The sequence below is a fragment of the Bacillus cereus group sp. MG20 genome (assembly GCF_040459885.1).
GTDB classification, from domain to species: Bacteria; Bacillota; Bacilli; order Bacillales; family Bacillaceae_G; genus Bacillus_A; species Bacillus_A cereus.
The window spans coordinates 5049291-5067197 of sequence record NZ_JARVHF010000001.1 but is presented as its reverse complement, the minus strand read 5'-3'; the positions used below and the strand labels follow the sequence as shown (position 1 = coordinate 5067197).

The window sequence follows — 17907 nt, the reverse complement described above, 5'->3', positions numbered from 1 at the left end:
TTTACACCCTCTTCTTTGTTAATTTAAGTAATACTTTGCTTAAGCTTTCTTCCGTAAGATCCTCTGCATCAGCAAAATCTGATACCGTAAAAGCAGACTCTGTTGTTGGTTTATTTATAAGTTGACGGAGATGCCTTAACATACCATCTGCTATCACTTGAATTTTTAATTTAGAAAACTGTTCCCTACTATACATCCAAATAAAATGTAACTTTTCATCTTTCACCATTCCGATAACTTCAATTAGATGAGATGGTTTGGAATCTGGAGCATGATCTAAAAATGTAAATCCTGTCTCTTGCATAAACAAAGAGTCCCTTGAAAACACCTGATCAAATTGGCCCAAATAGTTAAAGCTTATTGAAGGCTTTTGCTGATAAAACGGAAGTAATCCTTTATTCAAGTAACGTAAAATACCATAGTCAACTCCGCGATTTGGAATTCGACGTAATTGTTCTTTGACAGCCTTTAATCCTTCAATAGGTGTCTGAGTTCCTTGAAAATTGAGATGAACGGGATAAATACTCGTGAACCAGCCCACTGTCCTTGATAAATCAATACCTTCAATCATCTCTTCTCTTCCGTGTCCTTCTAGATGAATAGAAACGGTTTGCTGATTTATACAATCAACGATAGCTTGTCCTAATGCCGTTAATAGTACCTCATCAATCCTTGTCTTATGAGTGACTAGAACTTCGTGTAACAATGTTTGTGTTTCTTCTATTCCTAGAGTCCTCGTCACTTTATCAATCGATTCTTCTGTTGTTTCTTGTATTGGATAGTCCATTGGAATTTTCATCGTTTCTTTTTCTACTTGTTCATTCCAATAATTTTGTACTTCTTTTGAAATACCCGAATCACTGTATGTCTGGAGTCGTTCAGACCACTCTTTAAAAGATGTACTTTTCGCAGGTAAGCGAACTTCTTGACCTTGTTTCATCTGGTTATATACCACCTGTAAATCTTCCAATAGAATCCTCCATGACACTCCATCTACTACTAAATGATGAATCACCCAGAATATTCGATCATTTCCACTCAAGTTATCTTCAAAGTACACTACTCTCATTAACGGACCAGTAACTAAATTGAAACTAGCTTGATTAATGTTCATCTCTTCTTGTATTATTTTATTCCACTCTTTTTCATTAACTTGATTACGTTTTACAACATGGAGTACTGACAGCTCATCAGTCCCTTCATTTCTCTGCCTCCACGTTCCGTTTGGTAACTGTTCGTACCGGAAACGTAAAGCATCATGATGTTTCAGTAAATTTAATATCGCTCCCTCTAGTAATTTCACATTCAATCTTTCTTTTACTCTTAAAAGCATTGATTGATTCCAATGCTCTGTATGTGGATGTTCTTGCTCGAAGAACCAGCACTGAATTGGAGTAAGAGGCACATCACCTATCACAATTCCCTGCTCCGCTTGTACTCCCTGCGTTTCTATAGCCACTTGTGCCAGCTCAGCGATAGTTGGGCATTCAAACATTTGCTTTGGAGTAAGTTTTAACCCCACTTGACTTGCTTGAGATATGATTTGAATACTGAGAATCGAGTCGCCACCAATTTCAAAGAAATTATCATAGATTCCCACCTTTTTAACACCTAATACTCGCTTCCAAATGGTAGTCAGTATCTGTTCGTTACTATTCCGAGGGCCAACACATTCACTATTAATCTGCTTTTCCTCTGGCATAGGTAAGGCCTCACGATCAACTTTACCGTTAGCTGTAAGTGGAATAGCTTCCATCGCCACAAATCCCGAAGGAACCATATAACTTGGTAGTTTCGCTTTAAGATACTCTCTCCACGCATCTACATTTCCATCTCCTACAACATATGCTACTAATCTTTTATCGCCCGGCTGATCTTCTCTTACAATTACAACTGCCTCTGTTACAGATGCATATGTATTTAAAGTAGACTCAATTTCCCCAATCTCAATTCTGAAACCACGTATTTTAACCTGATGATCAATTCTTCCACGATAATCTAGATTCCCATCTGGCAAATACCTCGCTAAGTCTCCTGTCCGGTATAATCTTGCTTTCGGATTACTACTAAATGGATGAGATATAAAACGCTCTGCTGTTAATTCAGGTCTATTTAAATATCCACGTGCCAATCCTGCTCCACCAATATAAAGTTCACCATCAACACCTATAGGAACAGGTTGTTGATAAGCGTCTAGTATATACACTTCTAAATCGGGAATCCGCTTTCCAATATTACTTCTTGAAGCATGCTGCACATCATCTTGAGTAATTGGATAATATGTAACATGAACTGTAGTTTCTGTAATTCCATACATATTAATTAACTGTGGTTTTTTCTCCCCATACCTTTGAAACCACGGTAACAAGCCAATAGGTTCTAACGCTTCTCCGCCAAATATCACGTAACGCAGCTGCAAATTTTTATTCTTATCTTCTTGTTCACACACTCGTATTAATTGGCGGAATGCGGAAGGTGTCTGATTTAGAATTGTGACTTCTTCCTCCACCAATAATTGATAAAAATCCTTAGGTGATCGACTAATCCAGTACGGAACAACAACTAATTTCCCACCATATAATAACGCTCCCCAAATTTCCCATACTGAGAAATCAAATGCATACGAATGAAAAAGCGTCCAAGTATCTTTTTCATTAAACTGATACAAACAATCCGTCGATTTAAATAACCGTATAATATTGTGATGCTCTATCATAACGCCTTTTGGATTTCCCGTTGATCCCGAAGTATAGATTACATATGCCAGATTTTGGGGACCGACACTAGAAACCGGCAAAGTCTTACTTTCTTTCCCAATCTCATCTTGATCACGATCCAGGCAAATCGACTCAACATTTTCTGGTAACCAGTTCAATTCTTTTAAACTTTCTTGCGTTACGAATAACTGAATGCTAGCATCTTCTAAAATATATTGAAGTCGCTGCTCTGGATATGTTGGATCAAGTGGAACATAAGCCCCACCAGCCTTCAAAATTCCTAAAATACCTACAATCATTTCGAGAGAACGTTCAACGCACAGTCCAACTAAAGTATCAGGTCCTACTCCCTTTTTCTGCAGATAATGAGCTAACTGGTTTGCACGTTCATTAAGCTCCTTATAAGTAATTTTTTCTTTTTCATACGTAACTGCAATAGCATTTGGATAAATCATCGCTTGCCGTTCGAACATTTCATGAATAGTTACTTGAGGTGGGACATCCAGTTTAGGATTGTTGAACTCAACTAAACTTTTTCTTTTATCTTCCTCAGAAATGATTTCTATTTCAGCCACCTTCTGCTTTGGGTTTTCAAAAGTATTTTCTAGTATCACTAGCATAACGTTAAAAAATCGTTCTATCTCTTCCTTAGAAAATAGCTCCTCACGATAATCAATATGTACATGTAAAGAGTCTATATCAATTAGATTTTCAATATGCACTGCAAAATCTTGTACTTCTTCACGGTTTGGAATCCATAGTGAGTCACCACTTTCATCACGATCCCTATAATCAATCGTAGTTCCGAAAAGTCTCACATTACTGTTATTCTCTTTATTAATCTGCTTTAATAACAAATCAAATGGATATTTCTGGTATCTCAATGATTTACTTTGTTTTCTGGACACCCTACTAATAAATGAAAGTACTTCTTCTTCTGGATCAATATCCATCCTTAAAGGAACTGTACTCACCATCATTCCAATCAATTTTCGTTCCATTTTAGTCATACGATTGCCGTAAGCCATTCCTAAACCAATATCAAGCGATGAGGTCCACCGATACATGGACAACGAGAAAGCAGCAACAAAAAGAGTATATAAACTAATTTTGTAATCTTCATAAAATTTTTCTATCTTTCTCTTCAAATGTTCCGTTAATATAAACGTCTCACGTGATGCTTTGGTACTAACTTGGTACGTATTATAAGGCTTCAATCCAGTCACAGATGGCAGTGTTTTAAATTCCTCTAACCAAAACTTTTGATCTTTTTGAAAGCGACTACTATTCAAGTATGTTTGTTCGTTGGTCAGAAATTGAACATATGAATTTTTAATTTCGCCTTCATCATTCTCGTTATGAATGTCATAATAATATTTTGCAATCTGCTCAGTAAATATTTGAATTGATAAACCATCCATAATAATATGATGAACATTTCCAAAGACTGCACATTCATTATCGTTTAATTTTATTAAAGCGAAATAGTATAAATTTGAATTAAATAATGTAAACGTTTCTTTTGTTTTCTGCTCAATCCATTCCTCAAGCAAATTTGTATTCTCCACATTACTGAAATCAAAAAACTCAAATTCTTGTTCTTCATGTTTAGTAAAATATTGTTTCGGTTCCTGATGCCCATTTTCTTTTAACCTAATGCACAGACCGTCATTTTCACTGATAACGCGATTCACAACTTGGTTTAATTTTGAATAATTCATTTTTCGATGAAGTTTAAATAAAAATCTTAAATTACATATTCCTTTATCAGAATGAACGACTTCTGTATACCATATTCTTCGCTGCGGATGGCTTAATGGATAGCATTCCTCATTGGTCATAAAAATCTTCCCTTCAAAAATTATTTGCTCTTATAGGTTCGTGTTTATGTTTAGTCCATAAATATTTCTGCAGTGAAACTCCAATTACTCCAATAATAACAAGCCCAATCCCTCCATAAACATAGAGTTGAGTTACTCCAAACAAATGCACTAATGGACCACTCATAGCAGGAGAAATAATTAGAACTGCGTTTGTTAAACTGCTTTGTATACCAAATACTCTTCCTACTTGATCTTGATCGGATTCTATTTGTAAAATGACTTGATTAGATACAAGCATCAGCCCACTTCCGATACCAGCGATAAAACTAATTAAATAAGCTAAAACGAAGACCGTACCGGGCGTTATCAAACCAATCCCCCCAAAACCAATTCCCATTAAAACCATACCTCCACATACTACCCAGCCATATTGAAATTGTTTTAATTTCTGAGTTAGTAATGCACCAAGTATTCCACCAAGACCAATAATAGAAATGATATATCCCATTTTACTTTTATCATGTGGGAATAAGCTCTTAAATAAAGTTGGGAATTGTGAGTCTACTAATTGTAATACTGCCATGGCTATTGTAACGAAAATCATGGTTGATAATATTATCCGATTAGATAACACATAACCCCACCCTTGTACCCAAGCGGTCCAAGTACTTTGTTTTTGCTTTTCAACAAATTCTTTCGATATAGTTTCTTTAAATTTTATTGTGGGTATCAGAACTAAGGTAGCTAATAAACAACTTATAGCTCTTATAATGAGGCAGAACTCTGGTTGAAACCAGCTCAGCAACATGCCCCCTATAAGTGGGCCTACTATCTTTGTACCCTGCTCTACTATTCCGTTGATACTTACTGCTTTAGTAAGCAAGTCCGGGGATACAATCTGTCTTGTTAGTGTTTGCTGTGCAGGATAATAGAAAACAATAAAAATGGAACGAATCATTAATGCCACTAAGAGCCAGTGGATATCTTGTACAAATAAAAGAGCAATTGTTATTAGACCAACCATTAGATTACAGAACATCATAATTGGAATTTTTCTAAAACGATCCGCAATAACACCTGCCCATGAGCCAAAAATAATTCCAGGAAGTGCATATGCAACAGGGATCAACCCAATCATAGTAGGATCTACTTCCCATTCAAACCCAACTATAGTCATAATCGCTAACATATCAATAAAAACACCAAGCATAAGCAATGAATAGGCAGAGAAAACTTGTAAATAAACCCTATTTCCTAATAGGCCTTTTGAATCGGTAGTTTTCATAAAAGCAAGCTCCTTAAGTTACTAATATAAACGCTTTTGCGTATAAGGTACCCCTTTATTAAACCTAATTAATTATTATTAACATCTCACCTAGAATTTAACTTCGTCAAAACTCAAACCAGTCTTATTTTTCATATATTTAAAATAGTCAGACAAACAAAAGCGTACCTATTTCTTCATTTTTATATCAACTGTTACAAAATAAATCTTTACCTTACACTAATAACAGCTAAACGTTGCCTTAATATAACCCTTTACAGTCGTTTACACATTCAATTCACATCCTTTTTAAAGTTGGCTTTTTTCTATCTCAAATACTATCACACAAATATTTCACCTACTATATTCATAAAGTTGAAATATTTGAATCAGAAAATTCGGATAAAAAAACCAAATCCACAAATCATAACAAGCTATTATTTAGTTATATTTTCATTTTATAGATAGCTTTAACCATAAGGGTATTAAGAATTAAGTTTTTTAATTTTATTAACATAATAGTTTAAAGAGACCGTAAATCCAACTAAACAAAAAAAATATACAATAAAGTATATTTTTTCTAATCCTACATATTTTCTATGCAAATTAATTCCAATAACTAGAGTTGATAACAAAAATATAATATTACCAATCACTAATGTACTCATAACAAGAATTGAATAATATAGTATTAATACTTCTGCACCTACTACCTATTCTATTTATTGGATATTTATACTTCAAAAAAATTACACATCATTCACAATTAAGATACATACCCAAAATATGATTTGAACGTTTTATTATATTTTAAGATAATATAAAATCAGTTTTTCTATAAGAGAACTTAATTTTTATGTAGTACGAAACTGTTAGTAATACAGTATATACTAATTTAGTTATAAAAACATTTAAAGACCACCTATTTCCATAAGTGATCTTTCTTTGTGATTCTGTATTTGTGCACTACTGTAGAAATATATCGTAGAAACGCTTTGTTTGCTAAATGTTTAGTTCTTTCCATTTACTAAAAAACATAACTTCATACACTTAATATCATATTCGTTAAATTGCAAACTATTATTTTATCTTCTGTACAGGCAAACTACTAAAAATTAATTCAGCAACTTTTACATATCCTTTTGAGTTTGGATGAATTAAATCCTTAGACCAAAGCGTATTATCATTAACTAAATGATGATTCCAAAAATCAACATGATGAAGCTTATACTCTCTGCTCAGTGAATGTATAACTTCATTTGCCTCTAATAATTGTTCTTTTATTACTTGTTTTTTTTCAGAAGCAAAAGGAAGCCTAACTGTAAAATCTGGAAGGTTTGCTATAATAATATCAGCCCCTGCTTTACTTAATGTATTTATCATAAATTCCATATCGTTCTTATATGCATCGTGATTCCAACGTCCTTTTAAAACATCGTTTGCCCCTGCAATGAGACTAACCAAATCTGGATTAAAAGTTAGCGCTTTTTCCAATTGCTGCGAGCGAATTTCTTTAGTTACTAACCCACGCTTTGCAAAATTGGCATATTCTATATCGTTTTCACACAGTTGAACAAAATGATCTACCCAGCTTTTTAATGCAATTCCCTCAACTTCATCCCCTATCCCCTCTGTAAAACTATCGCCAATTGCTACAAATCGCTTCCACATATGTATTCCCCCTTTATTATTAACCATATCTATACTATACAATAGCTCACACCGTAATTGTTATTTCTAAGTGGTTTTCGATTTCAATTATATTCCACTTTACTATATTTATATTTAGAATCCAAAATTGACCGATTCCTAAGTATACTTAAGAATCGGTCATATTCATATATTTACTAAAGAGATAAAATCTATCTAGAAATTATACTTTTTTCAAAAAATTTATTGTTCTTTGTTTTGCCCAGTTGATACATTTCTTTTCGATTAAATGATATGAAACTATAGAAAAAAGTAGTGTCATTGCAATGCACAAAGTAAGAAGGAAAAAGATAGGTATCTTTGTATACAAAAGTTTAAATAATACCATCATGATTGGAAAATGACACAAATAGATACTGTATGAAATTTCTCCTAAATATACAAATACACTCTTATTTAAAAATGCTTTTACTTTTAGGTTACTCATAGCCATTATAATAAATATACTAACCCCCATTACGACACCCCAATCTTTTAATAAGAAAGTTGTATCATTACGGGAAAAACCATAAATTAAAATGGAATATAAATATAGAATAATCCCTAATGCAATAAGAAATCCTTTTTTAAATTTTTTCATGTTCCTATATGAGTAGATAAGTTTTTCCTGATACTTAAAAAGTAACATTCCAACCATAAACATAGATGTAAAATGCAGTGTATCAGCATAACCATTATAAAATCCTTCAGCTTTCCCAATATGCAACATATTAAGAACAACACTAATTAAAGAAAAGCTCAATGCAAATAGTATCGTTTTCTTCCAATTCAGTTTATAAAAAAGAAGGAATAACAAAGGAAACACAATAGATATACGCATTTCTTGAGCCAATGACCAAATAACTGGATTATAATTTTCCGTAAAAAAGTTATTAAGAAGCACAAAGTGGTTTAGAATATCTAATTTTGTTATAGACCCTTGCCACCTATCATAGAACCAATCCCGTAATCCTACCACTTCATACGACGAAAATAAAATAAATAAAACAAAGGTAACGATTATCCAAAAATAATAAGGAATATAGATTCTTACAAATCTCTTAATTAAATATCCCCAATAATTTGTTTTTGAATGATAAAGTGCCATAGATAACACAAAACCACTTAGTACATAAAAAACGATAACAGCTTCCCCACCCGCCCATAAAAACCTAAGCGGGGAAAATTTAATAGAATTAGACAACGATGGTAGCATTAAGCAAAAATGTCCAAATACCACAGTAAGTGCCGCTAACCCTCGTATGGAATCTAATTCTTTTATTCTCTTACTCATAAAATGTTCTCCTTGTAAATTGTAAATTTTGCTGTTCATAAAGGCCAATATAAGAATGTAGTGGGAGAATTGTACATATTCTTTCTTTAAATTCCTAATATAAGCAGTATAAAGTTAATTTGACCTCCATTTCTTTATATACATAATGTAAAACAAAATATTTAATACAAAGAAAAGATTTTATTAAATTTTTATAAAGTGAAACATTTAGTTGTATCCTATAAAATTAGCTTTTTACTATATCAATCGCACTATCCCACATACCACTAAAAAAAGATCCTGTTTTACGTATAAAACGTGTAAACCAATTTGCTTGTTCCACATCAGATTTTGTTACAAGGTCTATTTGTAATGATTTACCTGATAAGAACCCAGGATCTGTAGTATCTTTAGGCGAGATAATCATTTTACTAATTGTTACACCTTTTTTAATAGGCACTTCTTGTTTTTTATTCAATACTTTAAATTCTTTTTTATAAATGTCTTTATTGCCCTTCGGCATTGGAAGTGAAACAGCTTGCTTCGTTTGAACTACTACATCTTTGTCTTTTGCATTTGCTACTCGCACTGTTTCATGCCCTTTTACTACTGAATCTTTTCTGTAGACATTCTTCACTTCAAAATTCGCAAATCCATAATCGTATAATTTCTTTGTTTCATCAAAACGTGCCGTATGAGATTTTGCTTTTATCACTACAGAAATTAGGCGCATACCATTTCTTTCTACTGTACCAGTGAAACAATCTCCCGCTTCTGGAGTCGTTCCTGTTTTCAAACCATCTACACCTTCATATTGCTTAATTAAACCTTTTAACATCCAGTTAAAGTTCGCCATATCAATTGGATATTTACCACCCTCTTGGAATGTTTTTTTAGGAATTTTTGCTGTATTTAATATTTGGGGGAAATCTTGAATAAGACGTTGTGCTAAAATTGCACAATCCCTTGCAGACATTTTATTTTTCTCGTCTAGAGTTGTCCCTTCTGGATGATATCCTTTTAAATCGTGATTTGTTAAGCCTGTAGAGTTTACAAATTTATAATCTTTCATTCCAAATTCTTTCGACTTATCGTTCATCATTTTTACAAAGTTGACTTCTTTACCAGCAATCTCTTCAACTAAAGCAATTGTTGCACCGTTTGCAGAGTAAATTGCCATTGCCTCATATAACTCTTTTACCGTATAAGAGCCACCATTTTCTAATGGAACGTTTGATAATGAGCGATCTTGCGAAATCTTATGTGCATATTCAGAGATTTTAACTTTTTGATCCCATTTAAGTTTTCCTTTATCCACCGCTTCATGAACTAAGTATTCGCTCATCATTTTTGTCATACTAGCAATTGCCAATGATTCATCTGCATTTTTTTCATATAAAATTTTCCCGGAATTTGCTTCTATTAAAATTGCTGATCCTGCTTCAACCTCTATAGCAGAAACTGTTTCCGCTGCTGCTCTTCCAAATGTAACGAACATGCTACAAAATAGTGTAAGCACTGTTACTATTGCAATAAATCTCTTGCAAAACATACCTTTCACTTCTGTTACCTCCAATATTTTTATACTCAAAAAAAGCGTTATTCTAACATAATCTCAAAAAATAGACAGTGTTCTCAAATTGTATATACATATAAGACATTAGAATCGCTTTCATATAGACCATCTCATCCGACACTTTTAGGTGCCCTAATACTTTGTATTCCCACACATATCACTATTTTTAATCCCCTTATATTTTTCAAAATGATTCGTACTTTCATATTTTTTAGGATTACAATTAATAGACAATCTAAATAATACATTTGTTCCACATGTACAAAAAATAAAGTGAAACTTTAATCAGTTGTGGTCTTACTGCCCGTTAATGCTTTATTAGCTATCAAGGATTTTAATTACTCAATTCAGCTATTTGTTAGACTTATATTAGAGATGAATTTTCTTTAGTCTAAACTATTAGTTTTTTGTAATAAAAAAACTACACCCTATACTGGATGTAGTTTTTCTAACAGATTTATTTATTTTTCACTTCATTTTTATAAAAAGCAAATAATGGTTCGATGGATGGACTAGATAACAGCGGAATTGCCTTCTCAATCAATTTCCTATCCCAATCAAACCAACGCATTTCCATTAACATGTTTATTTCTGTATCAGTGAATCGTTTCTTTATTTCCTTAGCAGGATTTCCACCAACTATTGTATACGGCGGAACATCTTTACTTACGACAGATCCTGCAGCAACAATTGCCCCTTCACCAATAGTAACGCCAGGCATTATTATAGCATTCATTCCAATCCAAGCATCACTTTTTATGACTGTATCACCCTTAGGTTCATATGATTGTTCAATTTGCTCAGCGAATGGATATACTGTAATCCATTCTGAGTGATGATTATGGTTACCACCCATTAAAATGACTACTCCACTTGCAATGCAAACATAATTCCCAATAATGAGTTTATCAAGATGCCATCCCATCTGTTCAATTGGATTGAAAAGTGCTTGAGACTTAGCATCCCCCCACAAATACCTTACACAGCCATCTTCAAAATTTTGATGACTATAATAGCCTGAATAATAGGAGTACTCTCCCACTTCAATGAGTGGATTTGTTACTATATCTTTTATATACTTTGTTTCTGACCAATGATTAAATAATGGATACTTCATAACTTTATTCCTCGCTTCTAAGTATTATATATTTTGCTATTTACTTAGAAGCTTACTACGACAGCTACATTTTTTAGCTTTCTCAAACGACGAATCATTATCTTCAAGCCTTTCTTTTATACTAAAAAAAGCATAACGCAATACATTACACTAGTCAAATTGTGTAATTTTGAACACATCTTAAACAGCGTAATACTGCAATAAGAACATGAAAACACTCTAACTTTGATCCAAATAATATATTGATTACATTCAGTTTATATTTTGTAAAAAAATTTTAATTGCCATGACAAAGCAAACAATAACCACTATTGGTCGTATTAATGCCGTCCCTTTTGTAAGCACCATCTTCGCCCCAATATATGATCCTATAATTTGACCAAGCATCATAATCAATCCAATTGTCCAATCGATTTGGCCAAAAATAATAAAATACAACAAAGCAGCGAAATTACTTGTAAAATTCAAAATCTTAGCATTTGCAGTTGCCCGTGTAGCACTATATCCACATAAGAGAATGAACGTTAAAGCAATCAAGCTACCTGTTCCAGGGCCGAAGAAACCATCATAAAATCCAAGTAACGGAGCCACTGTTAACGCAAACAACAACATACTTATTTTTCTCGGTCGATCTTCGTTTGCTATATTTGGAGATAATAGAAAATAAAGACCAATAATAATAAGTAAAAAAGGTAATATCATAATTAGATATTCTGCCCGTATCTGTAAAACAAGCCATCCACCGAAAACGGATCCCAAAAAGGTCATTAAGATGGACAAACGCATATCTTTGAGATTAATTTCTTTCTTCTTAATAAAAATCATTGTTGCCATGAGGGTTCCGCTACTCCCTTGTAGTTTATTAGTTGCTATCGCTACAGAAGGAGACATACCTACTAATAACATTATCGGGATAGTTATCATACCACCGCCCCCAGCAATTGTATCTATCCATCCTGCTAATACAGCTACTAAAAATAGTAGTATGAGTAATTCAATAGTAAAATCCATACAAAGAATAGGGGCAGGCTTGAGCTATTATAACCCAAACCTCCCCATCGCCCCTCCTCTCTTTAAACTAGTTAATGATATCTGTAAAGTAACTTTCTTTCTGATCACGTAATCGGCTGGAAACGTACTGCCTGCAAACAATTCTTCTTCCGTACTTATTATCTCCAATCGGGATTTTATATTCTTCCTCAGATAACCTTTCCCTACCATGAGTTACATTTGTTTGTTTATCATAGTATGAATTTGGAATAATTAATAAATCTTCAGATGTAAGTGGAACCTTATAAGTGGGCGTTGTTCGTAAGAGTTCTAAAAATATGTCAAATTTCAATTTTTCTTCTTCACTTTCTCCCACATAAATCAATCTATTTTCTGCTCCATTCAAACAAGTTGCAATAATATCACCATTATCATCCAAAAATATAATTTGGTTTATTTCCCCTACAAATCCAGATATTTCACCATCCGCCATTCCTGCGATATGAGCAATAGGCATTTTACTTATCGCCAATATATCATCTTTACTGAAGTGATTTTCTTCAAGATGCTTTTGAAGTAATTTTGGCGTTCCAATATGAGTTTGAGTTTTTAAATTTAACACTCCTTTTAATAAAAGAGCATCAACTCTAGTAAATTTTCCACAAGTAATTTCAGACACTATTCGTTCCACGGATTTATTAAGTCTATTTGATACAATTTCTAAATTCGTATTGAATGTTTTCAATCTTGCTTCAATATTTGATTGGTCTTTCATATCTGTATACACTGTGGCATCGTTATGTTGATAAAAGTTCCCACCACCGGTGCTTGCACCGACATTTCGCAAAACTTCATCGTTGTTCAAAGGGGAAATGAGGTGAAATCTATTTTTCCCTGCATGTTCGGATGGGTGAATTAAAGCATCATAATTAAAAAGTGTGGCGAATAGCCATGTGACCCATTCTGCATAAAAATATTTTTTCATTCTATCGTCTTCGTCTTCACCATAATTAAAACCTTTGCGATTCTCCCCAGGTAATAGGGTTTCCATAGGATCACATGGAATATTTTTAATAAGAGTTGGTGGTACGTTCCCACCACAATTCGCAACTTTTATCATATGTAGTAGTTTTTTCATGTCTGAATTCGAAGTTTTCTTTAAATAATCAATCAAACAATTAAGCCACTCTCTTGAAAAGCTTGCAGCTATTTCTTGATCACAAGTATAAGGATTATGAGTTTTTAATTCATGGTCTATTAGATTCTTCATTTTATCCTTCAATACATTAGGAATGCTAATTTCTTCGATTTCTGTAATCTGCAGTGTTCCTTTATTCATTATAAAACCTCCGTTGTTTTATTTTTTCACACCATATCTTCTATTGAATGAACTACCTACTTCTTTTTTGCTCCTTTGCTTTTCTTCAAAGCTATTAGAACTACCAATTTACAAATAAAAAACGTGGAGTATAAGAGATTTCTTCTTAGTCACATTTCCCCCACGAATCTCCGTTAAATTGGCAAATTTAATTTGAAAATCTGATTCATTTTCTAAAGTTTTCCTGAGTTTAAAATCAGAATTTTCAAGATAAATATATTAACACTAAAAATATAACACGAAACCAAAAAATGTAAATAAATAGTTTTTTTATAAAAAATAGTCAGACTATTCATAAGGTAATTCGTATTTCATTGAACCAACTACGGCCTCTCAATTTTATTGATAACAATAAAAAGGTCCCCTAAATGGTGATAGAGGACCTTTTTCCAAGTATATTCTATTTTAAATTTCTTACTTACCTTTTATTTTAAAAGATATTGCTGTAACTTCTTTATTAACAGTTCCATCCCGTTTGGACTTACAATAATCTTCCCATTCGCTAACGAAATATTGCTGTCTGAAATATCCCCTGTAAGTGCACAAGCTCTTGGTGATTGATATTTTCGTAAAATAATCTGGTCCTCTTCTATAAACATTTCAAGAGAATCTTTTTCTACAATTCCTAAACTCCGTCTTATTTCCATTGGAATAACAATACGCCCCATGCTATCTGCTTTACGAGTAATTCCTCTTGATTTCATAAAATGCCACCCTTTATATTTATCTAATATTACGGTATTTATTTTAGCAATAAATAACAATTAGGAATAGTTCGTATTACAGTACTTTTTTTAGGAATAAATACCAATTAGGAATAACTTATGTTAGAATTATTTCTTGTTTATTCTTGATTTTTAATATATTTATCCTTGATCATTTTTATATATTGTTTTCTTTCTGTTAATTCAAATATAAATAATGCCTTTTTTATGTATGTTAAACCAACTTCATTAGAGTGCTGAACTTTTAATAAAATTGCACCTTTTTCAAAAAACAATTCACCTAATAAGTATAAAGTATTCATATTTATAGCTAATTTTATGCCTATTTCACTATACTTTATTGCTTCTTCATATTGATTTGCAAGGTGTAAACATTTTGTTAACGTATGAATGAGTCTTAATTTGATTTCTTTTTCTCTAGGGAATTCTATCTTATTAAAATTAATTAAACTTTGTTTTAATATATTTATGCTTTTCTCATAGTCTTCATTTTCTGCATGTATTATAGCAATTGAATTCATTATGCTTATTTCTTTTTCTGATAAAAAGTTACTACTACTTAAGGTTTGTTTTAGTGCTCTATTTAAAATGTCAAAAGCATTAATTGTTGCTCCATTTACATAATATATAGCAATCGCTTCATGCCATAATAGAAATTGTTTATCTTCTTTTGATTGGAAATTATTTTCGTTTTTCTCTTTTTTCACTATTTCGTAAAGCTCATTATATTCTTTTTGTTTCACACAATCTCTCATTACACATTTTACATTTTCAATATATTTTATTTTTTTGTTTTTCGTTAGCGCAAATATATAATTTGGATCAATACCAAGTCTTTCAGATAATTGATACAACAATATGCTAGATGGATAAATAATACCTTTTTCTATCTTACTAATTTGGCTTTGTGAACATATTCCATGACATAATTCAGATTGTGACATGTTTTTTTCTTTCTAAGTTCTTTAATAATAATACCAAGATTGTAGAATTCCATCTTTCCTCCCTCAAATGTAACACTTTATGAGTATAAGAATATTTTCCAACTTTTAATGTAATGTAAAATTAATATAGTTACAATTACTAATTATATGGATTTATAGTTTCTTTTACAAACTTGTATCACAATACGAGAAATTATTAAAATATGGTTCACTAATAATCAATGGGAGTTTTATTCATCATCACTGATTATTAGTCCACTCCAGGTAGGCTTTTACAGGGAGTCCGACTTCTTTGCCACATCTAAATTTTGAGGTGGGAGTCTTACTACCCGCAAATAGCCAGATTAAAATAAATATGGTTTTTCACCTTTATTTCTTTTAATAGTTTCTTTTGATTTTTATATAGATAATTTCGAAGGAGCGTATTTTATGAAAAGAATGTTGACCGAAAGAGAGTTAGAAGTGGCTATTTATGTAGCAAAAGGATTTACAGATGTAGAAATTTCAAAAAAAATATATGTTACCCCTCGAAGAATTTCAACGATAATTAATCATATTAAAGAAAAATGGCATATTAATTCTAGAGTGGAATTAGGTATTTTAGTTTATCATTATGGTTTTATAGATGCACCCTTATTTTCAAATAAAGAAAATCATTTATTCGAAAAGGTTGCACAATAATTGGCCAAGTATAATGTGTTCATTTACAAATAAAAACAGAAAAGTCGCTGAACTTTTATTATTTAAGGTAATTCTGAAGCTGATGGGCATGTATGGCTTGCTAAAAGAACAAATATAGATTGTATTTAGATATTTTAGTAAGAATGATTGTACCAGAAACTTTTAAAACCCCAATAATAGAGGACTCTTTGGATGTTTTATTGAAGGGATTCAAACGACTTTTAAAAGGTAAAAACATACCTTTAGACAATGTTTCTTCTTCAACAGCAAGTATAGCTTTTAATGTAGAAAATCCATCCATTTTGATTAAGCTTTTTTCAAAAAGGGTGGGTTTCTTCAGTTTATAGGAAAGGTATACTTAACTCATAAAAATTACAATAAAATAGGTAAAAATGCCATCGCATCTTTACCTATCCTATAGATAAACAGGTTTTCATAAGAAATAGAAAACTCCACTGAACACTATAAATATATTATTTTAAATTAATTGGTTGTTGTTGAGTAATACAATGTATCATACCACCATTTTTATAAAGCTCTCTTACATCAATCCCCACAACTTTACGATCAGGATAAAGTTTTTGAATCATCTCATTTGCTATTTTATCATTAGGATCATTATAGTTAGGAACTAAGATAACTTGATTCGCTATATAATAATTAATATATGAACCTTTATAATCAAGCTGCTTCCCATTTTCTAATGTAACATTATTCTTGCTTAGCGGCAGATATACATACTTGTACTTATTCCCCTCAGCATCTTTTGCCTGCAACAACTTGTTAATATCTTTATCAGACGTTCCCCATTCAGCTAAATCTTTTTTGTTTAATGTTATAATAGTAGATTTATCGTGGAATTTTGCAAATCCATCAATATGAAAATCAGTAATATCTAAGTTAGGTAATCCATCTAACCAAATAAAATTTGTTACCCCAAGGTCACTAATATATTTTTCTGACAATTTCGCATTTCTATTTTTATTCGTTACAGCACTTCTAGTTAGTAAAGCAGTTCCATTACCATCTAATTCAATTGCGCCACCTTCAAGAACAAATTTATTCCAATCAATTCTTTCAATTCCTAACTGTTTACTAAGATTCTCACGAAGACGAGCATCTTTCTTATATGGTGTTTTCTTTCCCCATCCGTTAAATCCTGGGTCTAATATCTTTAGATTTTTGTCATTATCATAAACAAAAATTGGTCCAGTATCTCTCGCCCATACATCGTCAGTAGGTGCGATAAAGAAATCAATTTTCTCCATATTTACCCCGTGATCTATTAAAACCTCAGTAATTCTTTCTTTTTCTTCTTGATCATATGCAACACTATGAACTTTTTCGCCTTTACTTAAAGCATTTGTCATTTGAATCCAAATTGGCTCTACTTCTTGCTGATATTTTTGCCCATATGTAAATTCATGAGGCCATTGTAGCCATGTTCCTTCATGTTTGTTTTTTTCATCTGGCATTGTATACTTTCCTATTTGTTTTCGCACCTCTACTTTCTTCATATCTTTTCTTTGCGTTTTTTCAATTTCCTTCGCCTGAACTTTCTCAATCCCCTTCCCTAGAGCATAACCACTGAAAATAGATGTGGTTAGTATAGCACTCATACACAAATTCGTTATTTTTTTCATTTCTTAACCTCCTTTTCTGTCTTACTGTAAACCTTTACATAGTGTGAAGGTCAAGCTTTTCCATTTGAATTATTTAAATATTTTAAA

Annotated in this window: 12 protein-coding genes and 1 pseudogene; 2 read left to right on the top strand and 11 right to left on the bottom strand. The window is 32.1% G+C overall.

The window, feature by feature from the left end:
• Window position 1: 1 nt before the first annotated feature.
• The 10 genes and pseudogenes from QCI81_RS26045 to QCI81_RS26000 all read right to left on the bottom strand — a co-directional run bounded on the left by QCI81_RS26045 (window position 2) and on the right by QCI81_RS26000 (window position 15549).
• Window positions 2-4558, bottom strand: a complete 4557-nt coding sequence (locus tag QCI81_RS26045) for a non-ribosomal peptide synthetase (RefSeq protein ID WP_071729967.1) — start codon at window positions 4556-4558, stop codon at window positions 2-4.
• Window positions 4559-4571: 13 nt separating this feature from the next.
• On the bottom strand, window positions 4572-5825 hold the full coding sequence (locus tag QCI81_RS26040) for an MFS transporter (protein WP_353810923.1): 1254 nt from the start codon (window positions 5823-5825) through the stop codon (window positions 4572-4574).
• Between the two features lie 1059 nt (window positions 5826-6884).
• The gene (locus tag QCI81_RS26035; protein ID WP_071729965.1) at window positions 6885-7475 is read right to left on the bottom strand and encodes an SGNH/GDSL hydrolase family protein; all 591 of its coding nucleotides are present in this window, start codon (window positions 7473-7475) and stop codon (window positions 6885-6887) included.
• A 202-nt stretch (window positions 7476-7677) separates the two neighbouring features.
• Window positions 7678-8826, bottom strand: coding sequence for an acyltransferase family protein (locus QCI81_RS26030; RefSeq protein WP_081366268.1), 1149 nt, complete (start codon window positions 8824-8826; stop codon window positions 7678-7680).
• Between the two features lie 187 nt (window positions 8827-9013).
• The gene (locus tag QCI81_RS26025) at window positions 9014-10327 is read right to left on the bottom strand and encodes a D-alanyl-D-alanine carboxypeptidase family protein (protein ID WP_071729962.1); all 1314 of its coding nucleotides are present in this window, start codon (window positions 10325-10327) and stop codon (window positions 9014-9016) included.
• A gap of 472 nt (window positions 10328-10799) precedes the next feature.
• Window positions 10800-11459, bottom strand: coding sequence for a CatB-related O-acetyltransferase (locus tag QCI81_RS26020; RefSeq protein WP_000876934.1), 660 nt, complete (start codon window positions 11457-11459; stop codon window positions 10800-10802).
• Between the two features lie 252 nt (window positions 11460-11711).
• The gene (locus tag QCI81_RS26015; RefSeq protein ID WP_071729960.1) at window positions 11712-12470 is read right to left on the bottom strand and encodes a TSUP family transporter; all 759 of its coding nucleotides are present in this window, start codon (window positions 12468-12470) and stop codon (window positions 11712-11714) included.
• Between the two features lie 67 nt (window positions 12471-12537).
• Window positions 12538-13788: a hypothetical protein gene (locus QCI81_RS26010; RefSeq protein ID WP_353810922.1), complete on the bottom strand. Its 1251-nt coding sequence runs from the start codon at window positions 13786-13788 to the stop codon at window positions 12538-12540.
• A gap of 464 nt (window positions 13789-14252) precedes the next feature.
• Window positions 14253-14531 (bottom strand): AbrB/MazE/SpoVT family DNA-binding domain-containing protein, encoded by a 279-nt coding sequence (locus QCI81_RS26005; RefSeq protein ID WP_000842216.1) that lies wholly within the window; start codon window positions 14529-14531, stop codon window positions 14253-14255.
• A gap of 140 nt (window positions 14532-14671) precedes the next feature.
• Window positions 14672-15549: pseudogene (locus QCI81_RS26000) on the bottom strand (helix-turn-helix domain-containing protein).
• Between the two features lie 376 nt (window positions 15550-15925).
• Here QCI81_RS26000 and QCI81_RS25995 point away from each other — a divergent pair.
• On the top strand, window positions 15926-16177 hold the full coding sequence (locus QCI81_RS25995) for a response regulator transcription factor (RefSeq protein ID WP_000827555.1): 252 nt from the start codon (window positions 15926-15928) through the stop codon (window positions 16175-16177).
• Between the two features lie 119 nt (window positions 16178-16296).
• Window positions 16297-16524 carry a hypothetical protein gene (locus QCI81_RS25990; protein ID WP_170925995.1) on the top strand — a complete coding sequence of 76 codons (228 nt, stop codon included), beginning with the start codon at window positions 16297-16299 and terminating at the stop codon, window positions 16522-16524.
• A 126-nt stretch (window positions 16525-16650) separates the two neighbouring features.
• Here QCI81_RS25990 and QCI81_RS25985 read toward each other — a convergent pair whose 3' ends face one another.
• On the bottom strand, window positions 16651-17820 hold the full coding sequence (locus tag QCI81_RS25985) for an agmatine deiminase family protein (protein ID WP_353810921.1): 1170 nt from the start codon (window positions 17818-17820) through the stop codon (window positions 16651-16653).
• Window positions 17821-17907 lie beyond the last annotated feature (87 nt).